The sequence below is a fragment of the Pantoea osteomyelitidis genome, assembly GCF_044342975.1.
GTDB classification, from domain to species: Bacteria; Pseudomonadota; Gammaproteobacteria; order Enterobacterales; family Enterobacteriaceae; genus Pantoea; species Pantoea osteomyelitidis.
This window is the reverse complement of sequence record NZ_JBGFSN010000003.1, coordinates 236,973-252,758: the sequence shown is the minus strand read 5'-3', so window position 1 is coordinate 252,758 and position 15,786 is coordinate 236,973. Positions and strand designations below refer to the sequence as shown.

The following is a 15,786-nucleotide window of genomic DNA, read 5'->3' as shown; positions in this document are numbered from 1 at the left end:
TATTGGTTAATTACCGATCGTCGTCTTTCTCCACTTTCACATGCTGTTTACGTCGTGTTACCACCTCCTGAAAAGGCACGGACTCTTGTACCTTTCGAATGTGCAACTCTTCCTTAAGTACCAGCTTGCGTATTACTTCAACTTCTTCTTCTACGACCGGGACAATCAATACACCGTCTTCTTCCCGAATGTCCGGCATTGACTCCACGCGCTGCGCTTTTGCCACATGCTCCACTTCAACTTTTTCCTTGTTGAGCAGCGTATTGATCACTTCGTCATGCTCTGACGTGAATCGGGTCACGGTGACGCGGCCATCCACAACCTTCTGCTTACTCAACGTCACCTGCTCTTCTGCAAGCTTGAGCACTTCTTCCGCAGCTGTATTGTGTTCCGGCTGACCGGCCATAATTTCTCCCGTTTCCCGGTTAATAATAGAATATTTTTCTCAACGTTCTTGCTGAAATAAATATTCGCCATAAGTACGTTACACAGTGATTAATGGTAGCTAAAAACCACAGCTTGTCAGGCAGAAATAATAATTTTTTAAGCGCAGCGGAAATATTTAACCAAAAAGTCATTGCGCTTCTCCAGGCTATTTTCGGCTGTTGATAATTTATTATCCGCGAAAGAAATCAATGCTAAAACCCTGATAAAAAACAACAATTATTAAGATACAGTGACTTCAATTTATGCCCACCTAATCCAGCGGCGGCCAGGGATTCGTTCAGAAATCCCCCACGCATCTTTACTTTTCCCAGGATAAGAAAAAATAGTTTTTACCGCCCAATGAATAAATATTAAATAATGTTTCAGAGTAAAATTTTTTATTAATCGAGTCGGATAAGACACTGATATTTTGCAGATAACAAACAAACGAAGCCGAATTAAATCCTGAACTGGTAGCGGAGCGATACAGAATAATCTCAAAGCAGGCGCTAAGCTAAATCAATACCGGAACTTTATCCACTCAGACTTCTCTTAAGCAAGGCTGATAATGATCGAGTACGTAATAACCGAGGTTGACATGAATAAAGCGACACAACGCATGATTTGGGGATGGGGAGTCGCAGCGGCGCTGGTAGCCGGTAGCGCATCAGCGGCAAGCTGGCAGGATCAGCTAAACAGCGCGGCAACGCAGCTCAGCCAGCAGAACAACAGTACCACGGCGGGCGGCGCGCAGCAGAACGGCGGGATGTCGCTCTCATCGCTGACCGGCCTGCTGAACGGCGGCGACAAAGCGGTAAGCTCTACCAGCATGACCAATGCGGCGGGCGTGATGCAATATTGCGTTGAGCATAACGTGGTGAAAAACAATGTGCAGTCGGTGAAAGATCAGGTACTGAGCAAACTCGGCCTGAGCAGCGAAACCGCACAGGATCAGAAAACCGATTACCAGCAGGGGATCGCGGGTCTGCTGAACACCGGCAACGGCCAGCAGCTTAATCTGCAAAGCCTGGGTAATACTCAGATAGGCGAAAAGCTGAAGACCAAAGCGTGCAACGTGGTGCTGAAGCAAGGTAAAAACTTTATCTCCTGATAAGGTTGCAGCAATGATTGCGGATTGTTTGAAGAATCCATAACGATTAACGTGCCGGTGTACAACGTACCCGGCACGTTAACGTTGGGGCATTAGTGAGTAAAACCGGTAACGGGACTGACTAATGTTTGTTCATTTCTGCTGTGGTAAGGTGCTGCAACTTATTTTCACGTCAGGGATGATGATGGAGACTCACTTTTCGCCCGTTCCCCATGACGGACTGTTTAAAACCTTTCTGACCCATACGGCCACGGCGCAGGATTTTCTCACCTTTCATCTGCCGCCCGGACTGCTTAAGGTGTGCAACCTTGATACGCTCCGGCTGGAGTCGTGCTCTTTTATTGAGGAAGATCTGCGTCCTTACTTTGCCGACGTGCTTTACTCGCTGAAAACCGCGCGGGGTGACAGCTACGTTTATACCCTGATTGAACATCAGAGCAGCCCGGACAAACATATGGCTTTTCGGCTGATGCGCTATGCCATCGCGGCGATGCAACGCCATCTGGACGCAGGGCATACGCAGCTGCCGCTAGTGATCCCGCTGCTGTTCTGTCATGGCCGTGCCTCGCCCTGGCCCTGTACGCTGAACTGGCTCGATCTGTTCAGCGAGCCGGATCTGGCGCGCCAGCTCTACAGCAACGCTTTTCCGCTGATCGACGTGGGCGCAATGTCAGATGACGTGATTATGCAGCACCGGGCAATGGCTATACTGGAGCTGATGTTCAAGCATGTCCACAGACGCGATCTGGCGGAGTTAACGGATCCGCTAGTTAAGCTCATGTCAGCGGAATACAATACGTCCGAACAGCGTGACGCATTAATGCATTGGGTAATGCAGAACGGCGACAGCGCTCGACCAGAGCTTTTTTTACAGACGCTGGCGCGTCGATTGCCGCAACACAGAGAGGTGTTTATGACTATTGCAGAAAGACTGGAACAGAAAGCGCGTCTTGAAGGTAAGCAGAGCGCCCGAATGGAAATTGCCCAGGCGTTGCTGCGCAAAGGTGTGGAACCTGTCGTTGTGATGGAAACCACCGGACTGACAAAAGAAGAACTGGCAAAAATTCAGCACTGAAAAACGTCTCTCAGCTGACAACACATTCTGCGCGCCGGGCAGGCGCACAGATGATTAAGGCGGCGCTACAGCTGTAAGCGCGGCAGCCAGGCCGCGCCGCGTACGCCGCTGGAATCGCCATGTATCGCCTGACGAATCGGCGTATTGCATTCCCCGCCGAATACCCACTGCGGCAGCAGCGCGGGCAGCGTCTGGTAGAGACGGCTGACGTTGCTCATCCCGCCGCCCAGCACGATAACGCCGGGATCGAGGATATTCACCACGCCTGCCAGCGCCTTCGCCAGGCGTGATTCATAAAGATGCAGCGCCTGCTGCGCCGTGGCGTCGCCGCGATCGGCCAGCGCCATAATCTCATGCCCCTTTAACGCCTCGCCGCTCAACCGTTTATAGGTGATCTCGAAGCCGGTGCCGGAAATAAACAGTTCATTACAGCCGCGCTTGCCGCAGTAACAGGGCACCTCATCGGCGTAACGCTGCTCCTCCCGATCTGGCCAGGGTAAAGGATTATGTCCCCACTCGCCGCATACGCCGTTATCACCACTATAGACGCCGGTATTTACCGCGATGCCGCCGCCGCAGCCGGTGCCGATAATCACCGCAAACACCACTTTCACGCCTGCGCCTGCGCCGTCAGCCGCTTCCGAGATGGCGAGGCAGTTAGCATCATTAGCGATCGCGATCGGACGTCCCAGCAGGATCTCCAGATCCTGATGCATCGGCTGGCCGTTAAGCCATACCGAGTTAGCGTTTTTCACCCGCTGCGTCAGTCCTGATACTGTACCCGGAATGCCGATGCCGACGCTGCCGTGCTGACCCGTCTCCCGCTCGGCCAATAGCACCAGATCGGCAATGGTACGCAGCGTGCCGTCGTAATCATTTTTAGGCGTGCCGACGCGGTGGCGAAAAAGCTCTTTCCCCTGGTCATCGAGTGCGATGACCTCAGTTTTGGTGCCACCTAAATCGATACCGATCATCATGACGCGTTCCTCCTGCTGGCAAAATGCGCTTTAAGCTGTGAAAAGATCCCGCGAAACACCACGATGCCGATAATGATCGCCCCCCAGGTGGCGGTGATCGTAAAGGGATCGAGGCGCAGCAGGTTAAGGCCGCTGGAGATCATCTGCAAAATAATCACCGCCAGCACCACGCCGGAAACGCGGCCAAAGCCGCCAAACGGACTCACCTTGCCCAGAAAAGCGGCCAGTACCGCTACCAGCAAATAAGAGTCGGCGTAGCTGGCCTTTACCGAATTTAACTGCCCTACCATCACCAGCGAGGTGAGTGCGGCAAAGGCAGAGGAGAAGATATACTGCATTACGGTGATCTTCACCAGACTGACGTTGGCGTACTGCGCTGCCGTGGGGTTCGATCCCATCATGTAGAGGCTGAAGCCAAAGCGCGTTTTGTTCAGGATGATGGAGGCGATTACGCTGGCGACGATAAACAGGAGCAGCGCGTTGGGCACGCCAAAGCTGACGCCGTTACCGATATTCAGCAGAGTGTCGGGAAAACCAGAAAGGGTGTAGCCCCGGGTAAACACTACGTTCAGCCCGGCGATCAGGGTCATGGTGCCGAGCGTCACCAGAATATCGGGGATCTTCAGCAGCGAGATCAGCAGCCCGTTCACCACCCCCACCAGCACGCAGGTGAGAAACCCCAGCAGCACCGCCAGCAGCACCAGTTCAATGCTGGCCAGCTTCATGCCCTGCGCCGAAAACTGTTGCAGACACAGGGCGATAATAATGCCGTTCAGGTTGGCGGTGGCGATAATCGAGAGGTTAATCCCGCCGGAGAGCATGGAAATCATCATGCCGATCGCCAGCAGGCCAACGATCGGCAACTGATAGGCCATCGAGATCAGATTCTGGCTGCGGATAAACTTCTCGCCGTTTAATACAAACATCAGCACAAACACGCCGATCAACACCAGGTAGAGCGACAGGTTCTCTGCCACTACCGCGGTAAGCCGCAGCCGCGCAGGCGTATAGGTTTTCATGGTTTTGCTCCTCATTGTTCCACCAGCACCCTTACCTGCGCGCGTTTCTGGCGCAGCAGCTGTAGCGCGTTAAGCACCACGCTGAACAGGATCACCAGCCCGGTAAACACGTTGTAGTAGTAAGGAGAAACTTTCAGCAGCGTCAGGCTGTTGCTGAGAATGGCAAACAGCAGCACGCCAAGCAGCGTGCCGGGAACGCTGCCGCGCCCGCCGGTGACGGAAGCGCCGCCCAGCACCACGGCGGCGATCACCTGTAGCTCGGAGCCAACAATGGAGTTCGGGATCACCGTCTGGACAATCGATACCTGAATAATGCTGGCAAAGCCGGAGATGGCACCGACGAAGGTATAGATAAACAGCGTGGTGCGCCGCAGATTAAAGCCGACGCGCTCCGCCGACAGCGGATTGCCGCCCACGGCATAAATACTGCGTCCCAGCACGGTATGCTTCAGGAACAGATGGAGAAAAATCGCCAGCAGGAACCACAGGCAGGTAATCAGGCTCAGGCCGTACCAGGCGCCATTCGCCGCCTGCAACGGGAAAATTTTTATCTCCGCCAGGCTCAGCAGCGAGGGGGGAATGTCGTAGATCAGATCGCCCTGCGTTACCACATAGAGCGCGCCATAGAACAGGCTGTTGGTGGCGATGGTGACGATAATGGCGGTGATTTTGAAATAGTAAATAATCACCCCGTTCAGCAGCCCCATCAGCGCGCCCAGCACCAGGCTGCACAGAATCGCCAGCCAGATATTGTCCAGTCCCAGCTGCAAAAACCAGAACACCACCACGTACTGCACCACCTGAGCGATGGCGGTAAAAGAGACGTCAAAGCCGCCCGACAGCAGCACCAGCAGCACGCCGAGGGCAAAAATCCCCAGCACCGTCCAGGACTTCAGCAGGCCGGTAAGATTATCGAAGGTCATAAAGGTGGGGTTAATGCTGGTAATGACGATCGACAGCACCACGATCATCACCAGCAGCAGCGTCTCCCTGGCCTTCAGGTATTTCATGAAATCCATGGCAGCCTCCTCAGGCGAACGTCACAGCTCCAGTTCATGTTGCAGTGCATCGTTATCGATCTCATCGCTTCGCCAGCTTTTGCCCAACCTGCCGCGCCGCATCATAATGATGCGATCGCAGTTCGCCAGCAGTTCAGGCAGCTCGTCGGAGATAAAAATGATCCCCATCCCCTCTTCCGCTTTCGCCTTTACCGTCTGGTAGATGTAGCTTTTTGCGCCCACGTCGATGCCCACCGTCGGGCTGTCGAGGATAAACACCTGTGGCTTCATCGCCAGCCACTTCGCCAGCACCACCTTCTGCTGATTGCCGCCGGAGAGCATCCGAATCGGCTGGTCCTGACTGCCATATTTCACCTGCATGCCCTTGAGCAGTGCTTCTACGGTGGCGCGCATTTTGCTGCCGTTCAGCAGGCGCAGCGGCGAAAGATAGTGATCGAGGGTGCAGATAGCGGCATTGGCGGCGATGCTCTGCTCCATTACCAGCCCCTGCGCCAGCCGATCTTCCGGTACGTAGGCGATGCCCTGCTTTACCGCATCATTGATGGTGTTCAGCCGCACCGTCCGCCCGTTCAGGCGTACCTCGCCGCTCTGCGCCGGTTCCACGCCAAACAATGCCATCGCCAGCTCGGTGCGCCCGGCGCCGAGCAGTCCGGCAATACCCAACACTTCCCCTTTATGCAGGTCGAAGCTGATATCCTGGAAGCTGTTGCGCTTGCTCAGGTTGCGTACGCTGAGCAGCACCTCGCTGGTGGCGCAGGAGGCACGCGTTTCGTAGGTTAAGGCGTAGCCCAGCATCATCGCCTCGATATCCGCGCTGGTGAGCTGCCCGGTGGGCTTACAGTCGATCACCTTGCCGTCGCGCATCACGGTGACGCGATCGCCGATCTCCAGCAGCTCATTGAGCTTGTGGCTGATAAAAATAAAGGCGATGCCCTGGCTTTTCAGCTGGCGCAGAATGGTGAACAGGTTGTTGATTTCGCTGCGCGTCAGCGCGGTGGTGGGCTCATCAAGAATAATCAATTTCGATTCATTGACCAGCGCGCGGGCAATCGCCACCAGTTGCTGTTTAGCGATGGGCAATTCATCCACGGTAGCGTTGAGATCGAGGCGAATACCAAGCTGGTCGAGAATACGTTCAACCTTATCGCGATAAGCGCTGGCGCGCACCAGCGACGTTTTATCATTTAGCATCTGGCTGATATAGATATTTTCCAACACCGTCAGGTTAGGAAACAGCGACAGATCCTGATAGATAATGCCGATCCCCTGCCTTACCGCTTCGATAGCGTTATAGCGCTGCATCGGCTGATTTTTGATGGTCAGCGTGCCGCGATCCCGTTCCAGCACCCCGGCGATAATTTTCATCAGCGTCGATTTACCGCAGCCGTTTTCCCCTACCAGCCCATGGACTTCACCTTCATTGATATCAAAGCTGACGTCGTTTAGCGCAGTGACGCCGCCAAATTTTTTGGTGATCTTATCGACGGCAAGAAATTGCATAATGCCCTCCTCTTATCCTCCTCCCGCCAGCGGGAGGAGGGAGTCGCTGTCAAAAGTTATACTGACCCATATTCTCTTTGGTCACCGTCAGCGGCTTATCAAAAATGATGTTCTGTCCATTGATAGCTGGCTTACCCAGCCCCGGTATTTCCAGTCCCTGTTTGATCTGATCCTTTTTGCCGTCCAGCACCATTTTCGCGACATAGGCCATGGCATAGGAGGCTTCGCCCGGACTCCAGAGAATCGATTCGGTAATGGAGCCATCTTTCAGGAAAGCGGCGCTCTCTTTCGGCGAGGTAGTGCCAATAACGGTGAGTTTGCCCACCAGTCCTTTTTCACGCAGCGCCTGAGCGGCGCCCGGCGCGCCCTGGCTGCCAAACGCCAGCACGCCTTTCAGGTCGGGATAAGTAGAGAGCAGTTCGAGGGTTTTCTGGCGCGCCGCATTGCGATCCTCGCTGACCGGGAAGCGATCGGCCACCAGCTTCATCTCCGGATACTTCTCTTTCATCTCTTTAATCGCCGCATCCGCCCAGACGTTGTGCGCCGGTACGGTGAGCGAGCCGACATAAATAGCAAACTCCCCTTTGCCGCCGGCGTGTTTGGCAAACTCGTCCATCATGTAGCGACCAAACTTATCGTTTTCGATCATCTCCACATCGTAATCCGCGCCGGGCTGATTCACGGACTCATGGGTGATCACCACGATTTTCTGCTGGCGCGCGCGGTTAAACACCGGCTCCACCGAGCTGGCGTTGTTGGGCACCACCAGCAGCGCGTTGGCGCCTTGGGTAATGCTGTCCTCGATAATGCGCACCTGCTGCGCTTCGTCAGCCGAGGCTGGCGCCTGCTGGTAAGCATCGATATCAAAATCCTTCGCCGCTTTTTTCAGGCCGGTTTCATAGTCGTTAAACCAGGCGGAGCGCAGTTTTGGAATGCCGACCATGGAGTACTGTTCGGCCGCCACGCTGAGGGTAGAACTACAAAGTGTGGTTACGCCGAGCAGCAGCGCCAACGTCAAAGAGTGTCGCGTTTTCATCAGGCTATATCCTTAGTACAGGGAAGGTTCAGGCGGGGTAGCGCCGTTCTGGTTCGGGAATTGAGCCGGCATTGCCAATCTCAATGACTGCACCCTGAAAACGTTCCTCGGTATCGAGGTAATAAAAGACGTCATCGCCGATATTGCCGCTCTGCACCACCTCATAACCACGCGCCTTGTAGGTTTCCAGCGCCTTGTCGCAGTCGGCAAAGTAGAGCTTCATGTGATGCAGACCGTAGCCGTGCTTCTCGATGTATTCGTCATAAATGCTGTAGCCGGAAACCGGCTGCATCAGCTCCATTTGTACGCCGTTGATCCAGCAGACGGCGATTTGGTAGACATGTTCGGCAGGCTGGCCGCGATAGCGCGAGTCGTTCACGTTATGCGGACCGTAGGTATAGACATCCCAGGGACCGATGTTGAACGCTTCCCAGTAATGCTGCATGGCGGCGTCGAGATCGGACACCAGATGAGCGATTTGGATAATGTCACCGTCTTTCATGGTCTTACTCTCCCGGATCAAGCAAATTTATGCGGCAAGCCTTCCAGATTGGTATGGCTGGCTTTCATCGCCTCCATGGAAATCTGGCGCTTCTCAATCAGCATCATGGTGACGATATCGGTGAATAGCAGCAGCGCCTGCTCCAGCAGCGTGGACATCGGCTGAATAGAGGGGATCTCCTGATCGCCGCCGAAAATCTGGCCGGGCACGCGCACCGCAAGGTCAGCGTATTGCCCATGTTCGTTCTCCGGATGAGCGGTCAGCAGCACAATGCGCGCGCCCGCTTCTTTCGCCAGCTTGATGATGTTCAGCTCAACGTTGGTTACCGCACAGTGCACAATCAGCAGATCGCCTTCGCCGAGATACGGAGAGGTCGTGTCGTAGACCACATAGCTGTCGAAGCCCATGTGTTTCAGGCGCATGGCGAAGCCGCGCACCGACAGCTGCATACGCCCCATGGCATAGAGCTGAATAGTTTTTGCCTGGCAGATTTCGTCCATCAGCTGCTCAATCTGCTGTGGATCGACTGCCATCAGCGTGTCGCGGTTTTCGTTAATCACTTTATCAACGAGCGCCTGGTATTGTGACATGTGCAACTCCTCAGTTTGGGTCTGTGACGGGAGAGAGCAGGATTTATTTTTTACAAATTTGTAAAGTAAACTGTGTGATAACTGAGGCTTACCTTACGCAACATTTTTCCTGTTTCTTTTGGTTTTGATCACATTTATTGATCAATGCGATCACTACTTAGTCACATCATGGCGAATAAGTGAGCTTGATCACAAGGATGAGACAGGAGGCTGCGTTATCTTGCGGTTGAAGATTGAGGGAAGAGAAGCCAGGCTTACTGCGGCGAGCCAGCGATTAATTTACAAATTAGTTAAATATTCCGCCGTCTTGATTTTACTTATTATCTTTTTTAATGTGTTCCAGCGTCATCTATGCAAGATGGGGCCGAAATACGCCGGATAAGGATGGGCGCAAAGGAGAGGATAACATTCACCATGGCAAAATCGGGCAAGCTTGAGCGGATCTATCAGGATCTTGAACAACGGATTCGCACCGGGTTCTACACTCAGGGCGAGCGTTTGCCCACTGAAGTGAACCTGTGCGCCGAGTTCGCGGTATCGCGCCCTACGCTGTCACGCGCCCTGACCCGCCTGCGCGAGCAGGGTTTCATCAGCAGCACGCAAGGCTCGGGGCACTACGTGACTTTTGCCAGCGAACCGCGGCCCGCCGCCCTTGAGGAGCCGCTGGCGCTGGGGATCCTGTCGCCGCGTATGGAAGCCAACGAAAGCGGCTTTCTGTTTGAGCAGATCTTTAAATCAATCGCTACCCTCTCGCAAAGCTTCAATTTCGATCTGGTCTGGAATGGCGTGATGACGCTCGGCGCGGGTGCGACGCGCCAGGCCATCATCAGCAAAATCGACAATGTGATCGAACGCTACCTGCGCAGCAGCGTAAAAGGCGTTTTCTTTATTCCGATCGAGTTTCACCCTTTCGCCGCCGGGATTAACCAGCTGATTCTCAGCAAGCTGGATCGCTACGGTATCGGCGTGGTGCTGCTAGACAGCGATGTCGCCTGCTGGCCCGCGCGCAGCCGCTGGGATTTGATCGGCATTGATAACGTGGCGGCGGGCATGGAGGTCACGCGCCATCTGCTGCATCAGCAGCCCAGGCGCATCGATTTTCTCTGTGAACGCTTTTCCGCCAACACCGTGAGCATGCGTCTGATGGGCTACCGGCTGGCGCTGCTGGAGGCGGGACTCACGCCAAACGCCGCATGGGAACATGAAGGCGAGCTGAACGATATGCCGTTTGTGGTGCAGTTACTTAACAACGGCGCGCAGGATATCGTCTGCGCCAACGACTTCACCGCCATGAAGCTGCTGGCGGTGTGCGCCCAGCAGGGGGTAAAGGTCAACGTGGTGGGCTTTGATGATAACGAATACTCCGCGCTGCTCGGCATTCCGCTTACTACCTATAAACAGCCTTTTAGCGACATCGCGCGCAACGCAGTGCTGACGATGCTGAACCGCTTGCAGTTTCCGCAGGATAGCGCGCGCCATCTCACTTCGCCCGGTGAGCTGATTGTGCGCGCCTCTTGCGGCACGCGACTCCCGGCCTGAAACCCCAGGCCGAACGCCTGGCTTTTTTCCGTCTCATCCGGGCTGAACTGTTTATCTTCTGTCGGCAGAGCTATAGTGACCTTTTCGCACATACAGGATGGACAACATGAAAGGCATCACCTATATCGGCATTTACTTCGATCCGGACCTGGTTCAGGTTGGCGTCCATCAGCCTGACGGCACTTTCAACAAACATACTTTTGCCTATGACGAAGCGATCACCGACGAGATTGAGGCCTGGCTGGCGGCCTTTACGCCTGCCACTACCCATATCTGCCTGATTGAAAACGATACTGCGGCCATGCTGGCCGATGAGCTGGCGGACAAGAATTACCATGTTTTCCAGATCACCTTCCATGAGCTGATCAGCTGGTTCGCCGCCACGCCTCCGTCTACGCCGGACGGGACGCCGGTGAAAGCGATGATCCGCTATCTGCAAAGCGAAAATCCTGAACGTTACGTGTCACGTACGCCACAGCTTGAAGCGCTGTTTGCCCTGCTTGACGAACTGGAAGCGTTTGAAGATGCCAACGAAGAGGAAGAGGAAAGTTTGTTGTCGGCTGAGACGCTGCATATGTACCGCAACAAAGGTCTCAGCATCAGCGAGATTGTCGACCGACGTATGAACGAACTGCACGAGCTGATCCGCGAGCACCTGATGATCTATCCCGAACTGATGACGCCGGAGCTGTTTCAGGAATTTTTCCCGGACGTGATCGATGCGCTGGAGCAGCCAAAGCACTGATCGCGAGGCAGAAACCAGGCCGGAATGATGGCAATCTGGCAGGAAGGTAAAGAGTGGCGAAGAAAAAAGGGGCGAACGATCGCCCCTTCTGCTTTATGGCCTTTACTCGCCGTGCTTCAGCGATTTGCGTACGTCAGCCACCTGCTCTTTGGTGACTGCCGCTGCGCTGTTGTTCCAGCCCTGACGCACGAAGGTGGCCAGCTGCGCCACTTCGTCATCGCTCAGACGCTGACCAAAGCCCGGCATCGCCAGTGTGGAAGGCGCTTTCGCCGTGGAGGGCTGCTGCGCGCCTTCCAGAATGGTGTGAATCAGACCGGTTGGATCGTTGGCGTTAACGATGGTCGCCTGATCCAGCTGCGGGAAGACGCCCGGCGCGCCTTTACCGGTGACAAAGTGGCAGGCGCCGCAGTTGTCGAGGTAAAGACGTTCGCCCGTGGTCAGGTTCTTCGCCGCGGTCAGTTTCGCTTCCGTGGCCTGTGCCGCCTGTACGTTATACGCCTGTAACGGCGGGTTGCCGCCAAGGAACTTCAGGTAAGCGGCCACGGCTTTCAGATCGGCATCGGTCATGTGCGAGCTGCTGTGCTCAATCACCGACTTCATCTCGCCGCCCACTGCTGCTTTGTCGTTACGTCCGGTTTGCAGGTAATCGACAATCTCCTGCTCGCTCCAGCGCGGCAAGCCACGCAGTGACGGCACGTCCCAGTCGTTCAGGCTGCCGCCAGCAAGAAATTGATCGTCGCCGCTGTCGAGCGCCTTCTCGTTCATGCCGATGCCGCGCGGCGTATGGCAGCTGCCGCAGTGACCCAGGCTCTCAACGATATAAGCGCCGCGGTTCACCTCTTCCGACGCGCCGCCAACAGGCTGGAACGGTTTGTCAGAAGCGAACGCCCAGTTCCAGAAGCGCATGCCCCAGCGCTGGCTGAACGGGAAGCTCAGTTTGGTTTCCGGCGGCTGTTCCGCGCTCGGCTTCACGCCCTTCATAAAGTAGACGTAGAGCGCGTGCATATCGGCATCGCTGATTTTGGCGTAGTCCGGGTAAGGCATCGCCGGATAGAGGCGCGAGCCGTCCGGTAATACCCCTTTGCGCACCGCGTCAGAGAACTGTTGTTCGCTGTAGTTGCCAATGCCGTGCTCTTTGTCTGGCGTGATGTTGGTCGAGTAAATCGTGCCAAGATTCGAATCAATCGCCAGACCGCCGGAATAGTCCGGCTTGTTGGGCAGCGAGTGACACGCCATACAGTCGCCGAGGCGCGAGAGGTACTCGCCCTGCTTAATCAGCTGACCTTCATCTTCCGCCTGTGCCTGCAGGGCAAAACCGCTGGCCAGCAGCAAGGCGTTCGCAATTAATAAAGGCTTAAGATTCAACATTTTCATGCGCTTACACCTGTACCAGTGGACCGGGGTTTTTCAGATAGCGATCTTTGATCGCCTGTGCCGCCATCAGGGTAATGGCACCGATGGTATCGGTGGGGTTCGCCTGGAAGTTCTGCGGGAAGGCGTTGCCGCCCGGTACAAAAACGTTATGCACGTCCCAGCTCTGCAGATATTTGTTAAGCGCCGAGGTTTTCGGGTTATCGCCCATCACCGCCCCGCCCACATTGTGGGTAGAGACATATTTGGTCAGATCAAAGTCTGCGCCCATCGGCAGGAAGCTCATGCTCATGCTGTCCGGGTTCAGCTCTTTGGCGATGTCGCCGACGATCCCTTTCAGATGTTGCTGTAACTTCAGCTCGTTCTCTTTCCAGTTAAAGGTCATGCGCAGCAAAGGCAGACCGTGGTGATCGGTGTAGTGCGGATCGAGATCGAGGTAGATGTCACGGTAAGACTGACAGGTAGTGGTGATGCTGATCTTCATGGAGTGGCCGTACCACTCTTCCATCCCCTCTTTCCATCCTGCGCCCCAGGTCGGCGTGCCTTTTGGCAGCGAGGTGCCGATCGGCGTGCCGGTGGACTGAGAACTGTGGATCTTCGCGCCGCCGAGGAAGCCCAGCGACGGGCCATCAAAGTTGCCCGGAGAAATGTCGTTGAACATCTGGCCGGTTGCGCCAGCAGTCGCAAACGGGTTGAAGTTCTTGTCTTTGAAGAACAGCGTCGCGCCGCCATTGGAGAGGAACGCGTAGTTACGTCCTACCACACCCTCTTCGGTGATCGGGTTGTACGGCTTGCCGATACCGGAGAGCAGCATCAGGCGCACGTTATAAAGCTGGAAGCTGCTCAGCACCACAATTTTCGCTGGCTGGAAGCACTCGTCGCCATTCTCGTCGATATAGATCACCCCTTTCGCGGTTTTCTTATCGTCGTGCAGCAGCACTTTGATCACTTCTGCATGCACTTCATAAGAGAAGTTCGGCATGCGCTTCAGCGCATCCATCACAGCCGTCTGCGGTGAGGCTTTCGAGTAGTTCAGGCAAGGGTACTTACTGCAATAGCCGCAGTAGTTACAGGGCGCAATCTGGTTGCCATACGGGTTGGTCCAGGCGCGCGATACACAGGCTGACGGGTTCGGGAACGGATGGTAACCGAGCTTCTTCGCCGCTTCCGCAAACATGGCGGTGTTCAGGGTATCTTCCAGAGGCGGCAGCGGGTAAGGCTCGGAACGCGGGCCTTCAAACGGGTCGCCACCTTCCAGAATCTGACCGCGCAGGTTGCCGGTGTTGCCGGACTGGCCGCAGATCAGCTCGAATTTGTAGTAATAAGGCTCGATCTCTTCCCAGGTGAACGGGAAGTCCATCACGCGCATATCTTCCTGCAGAATGCCCGGCTTATACGCCTCGTCCACATAGGTTTTCAGCTTGATGTCGGTCGGCGTCGGACGCAGCAGTACTGCCGTCCAGTGCAGGCCTGCGCCGCCCACGCCGGTGCCCGGCGCAAAGGCGCCCCATTTGCGCGTCGGCAGCGCGGTCTGGCTGCTGTTGTAACGCACGGTGACCGCCGCTTCTGCCGGGGTAGCAAACACTTTGTTACGCACCGCGTAAGCGTATTCGTCAGCCGGTTTCGGGTAAGCAAAATCGTCATAACCGCGGTCAGCGCCACGCTCCAGCGCACGCACCTCCAGCCCTGCCATCGCCAGCTCGATGCTCATCAACGAGCCTGCCCAGCCGAGGCCGCAGACGACGACGTCGACTTCTTTTTTTGTAATCTGTGCCATGTTAATCCTGTCTCAAATACCTGTTCGGAATGTCGCGCACTCAGGCGCGCTCACCCTTAACGCTTACCGGACCCAGCGGGTAAGGAATGTTGTGCTGTTTTACCCATTCCATGTAGCTGGCACGCGCGCCGGGAAAGCCGATGGCGATCCACGCTTTCATGCCTTTGTTACCGCCGTACATCGGGTCGGCCAGGTAGCCGTGTTTGGTATCGGAAAGCAGCTGACTGAAGAAATGCGAGGCTTTCATGTTGTTCTCGCCGAGGGCGGCGAAGTCGATACCGTTCTTGTTCATCTGCGTCAGCGCATCATCTTTTTCCTGCTGCGACAGCTGATGGAACGGTTTCTGATGGGTGCCCTGGCTCCACTGGTTCACCAGCTTGATGCCGAGCTTGTAAATCTGCTGCGGGTAGTAAGGGATCTGGTATCCCATGGTAGCCGGCGCGTGAACGTCGAACGGCCCCTGCATGTAGATCTCCTGACCGAAATCGCTGTGCAGCTGCTGGTCAATAAAGATCGGTACGTTGGTTTCCAGTGCGCCCGGCGCTTTACCTTTTCCTCCGGCGGGAATAAGGCGGTCGGTAGCGGCAAGGATAAACTGCCACTCGTCAGCGCTGAAAAAGCCAGGTTTATAATCGGTCAGTTCCGGTGCTGCCATTTCCGCTGCCTGCGCCGCGGTTAATCCCTTAAATACCAGGTCGCTTAATGGCAGCGCCATTAAAGACCCCAGTAAAAACTTACGTCTTGAGGTTGGTTTTTGTAAAAGCATAGCCGTACGACTCTCACATCTTTATGGTAATTATTTTGTTAATTATCCAGGTTATCGGTATACAACCTGGCAATCTTAGGGATACAAATATTTCAAAAGGTAAAAATAAAATTAAAGATATTTCTTAGTGAAAAAATATCATTGTGTTACTTAATGGTTACGGAATGGTAAGAAACCCAGACAGGCGAAAGTCGGGATTTTCCCGTAGAAATGTGAGGTTTTAACTTAATTTACCAAAAGAAGCGCTGAATTTAATTTCTGAAAGAAATAGTCCCATTCATTAATCAATGAAAATAAATCATGCTTCCATACAAGTAGAATACGCCCTAATTT

At 54.8% G+C, this 15,786-nt stretch carries 15 protein-coding genes; 4 read left to right on the top strand and 11 right to left on the bottom strand.

Translation table 11 applies throughout. The annotated features are described in order from the left end of the window. Positions 1-10: 10 nt before the first annotated feature. Positions 11-406 (bottom strand): DUF2382 domain-containing protein, encoded by a 396-nt coding sequence (locus ABU178_RS03450; protein WP_397212012.1) that lies wholly within the window; start codon positions 404-406, stop codon positions 11-13. 618 nt (positions 407-1,024) lie between these two features. On the opposite strand from ABU178_RS03450, the gene ABU178_RS03445 reads away from it, so the two are divergent. Both ABU178_RS03445 and ABU178_RS03440 read left to right on the top strand, forming a co-directional pair. Beyond that, positions 1,025-1,537, top strand: coding sequence for a DUF2501 domain-containing protein (locus tag ABU178_RS03445; RefSeq protein WP_397212010.1), 513 nt, complete (start codon positions 1,025-1,027; stop codon positions 1,535-1,537). Between the two features lie 184 nt (positions 1,538-1,721). Next, complete coding sequence (locus ABU178_RS03440; RefSeq protein ID WP_397212518.1) at positions 1,722-2,612, top strand: Rpn family recombination-promoting nuclease/putative transposase; 891 nt, start codon at positions 1,722-1,724, stop codon at positions 2,610-2,612. Between the two features lie 65 nt (positions 2,613-2,677). On the opposite strand, the gene mak is transcribed toward ABU178_RS03440, so the two are convergent. From mak to ABU178_RS03405, 7 genes are read right to left on the bottom strand one after another with little or no spacing between them, the layout of a single operon-like run. Next, a complete protein-coding gene (gene mak, locus ABU178_RS03435; protein WP_397212008.1) occupies positions 2,678-3,589 on the bottom strand; it encodes a fructokinase in 912 nt (303 codons plus the stop codon). After that, positions 3,586-4,608 (bottom strand): ABC transporter permease, encoded by a 1,023-nt coding sequence (locus tag ABU178_RS03430; protein ID WP_397212006.1) that lies wholly within the window; start codon positions 4,606-4,608, stop codon positions 3,586-3,588. The genes mak and ABU178_RS03430 overlap by 4 nt, the downstream gene beginning before the upstream one ends. 11 nt (positions 4,609-4,619) lie before the next feature. Continuing rightward, positions 4,620-5,627 (bottom strand): ABC transporter permease, encoded by a 1,008-nt coding sequence (locus ABU178_RS03425; RefSeq protein WP_397212004.1) that lies wholly within the window; start codon positions 5,625-5,627, stop codon positions 4,620-4,622. 21 nt (positions 5,628-5,648) lie between these two features. After that, the gene (locus ABU178_RS03420) at positions 5,649-7,127 is read right to left on the bottom strand and encodes a sugar ABC transporter ATP-binding protein (protein ID WP_397212002.1); all 1,479 of its coding nucleotides are present in this window, start codon (positions 7,125-7,127) and stop codon (positions 5,649-5,651) included. A gap of 49 nt (positions 7,128-7,176) precedes the next feature. Continuing rightward, positions 7,177-8,163, bottom strand: a complete 987-nt coding sequence (locus ABU178_RS03415) for an autoinducer 2 ABC transporter substrate-binding protein (protein WP_397212000.1) — start codon at positions 8,161-8,163, stop codon at positions 7,177-7,179. A gap of 28 nt (positions 8,164-8,191) precedes the next feature. Next, entirely contained in the window at positions 8,192-8,665 is a 474-nt protein-coding gene (locus ABU178_RS03410) for a VOC family protein (protein ID WP_397211998.1), read from the bottom strand. Between the two features lie 17 nt (positions 8,666-8,682). Continuing rightward, positions 8,683-9,255 carry an SIS domain-containing protein gene (locus tag ABU178_RS03405; RefSeq protein ID WP_397211996.1) on the bottom strand — a complete coding sequence of 191 codons (573 nt, stop codon included), beginning with the start codon at positions 9,253-9,255 and terminating at the stop codon, positions 8,683-8,685. Between the two features lie 414 nt (positions 9,256-9,669). Between ABU178_RS03405 and ABU178_RS03400 the strand changes: the two genes are divergently transcribed. Both ABU178_RS03400 and ABU178_RS03395 read left to right on the top strand, forming a co-directional pair. After that, positions 9,670-10,794: a GntR family transcriptional regulator gene (locus tag ABU178_RS03400; RefSeq protein WP_397211994.1), complete on the top strand. Its 1,125-nt coding sequence runs from the start codon at positions 9,670-9,672 to the stop codon at positions 10,792-10,794. 106 nt (positions 10,795-10,900) lie between these two features. Then, positions 10,901-11,539: a hypothetical protein gene (locus ABU178_RS03395; protein WP_397211992.1), complete on the top strand. Its 639-nt coding sequence runs from the start codon at positions 10,901-10,903 to the stop codon at positions 11,537-11,539. Positions 11,540-11,641: 102 nt separating this feature from the next. On the opposite strand, the gene ABU178_RS03390 is transcribed toward ABU178_RS03395, so the two are convergent. The 3 genes from ABU178_RS03390 to ABU178_RS03380 are packed head-to-tail and all read right to left on the bottom strand — an operon-like array spanning position 11,642 to position 15,453. After that, the gene (locus ABU178_RS03390) at positions 11,642-12,913 is read right to left on the bottom strand and encodes a c-type cytochrome (RefSeq protein WP_397211990.1); all 1,272 of its coding nucleotides are present in this window, start codon (positions 12,911-12,913) and stop codon (positions 11,642-11,644) included. 4 nt (positions 12,914-12,917) lie between these two features. Next, positions 12,918-14,687, bottom strand: a complete 1,770-nt coding sequence (locus ABU178_RS03385; RefSeq protein WP_397211988.1) for a GMC family oxidoreductase — start codon at positions 14,685-14,687, stop codon at positions 12,918-12,920. Between the two features lie 40 nt (positions 14,688-14,727). Next, entirely contained in the window at positions 14,728-15,453 is a 726-nt protein-coding gene (locus ABU178_RS03380) for a gluconate 2-dehydrogenase subunit 3 family protein (protein WP_397211986.1), read from the bottom strand. Positions 15,454-15,786 lie beyond the last annotated feature (333 nt).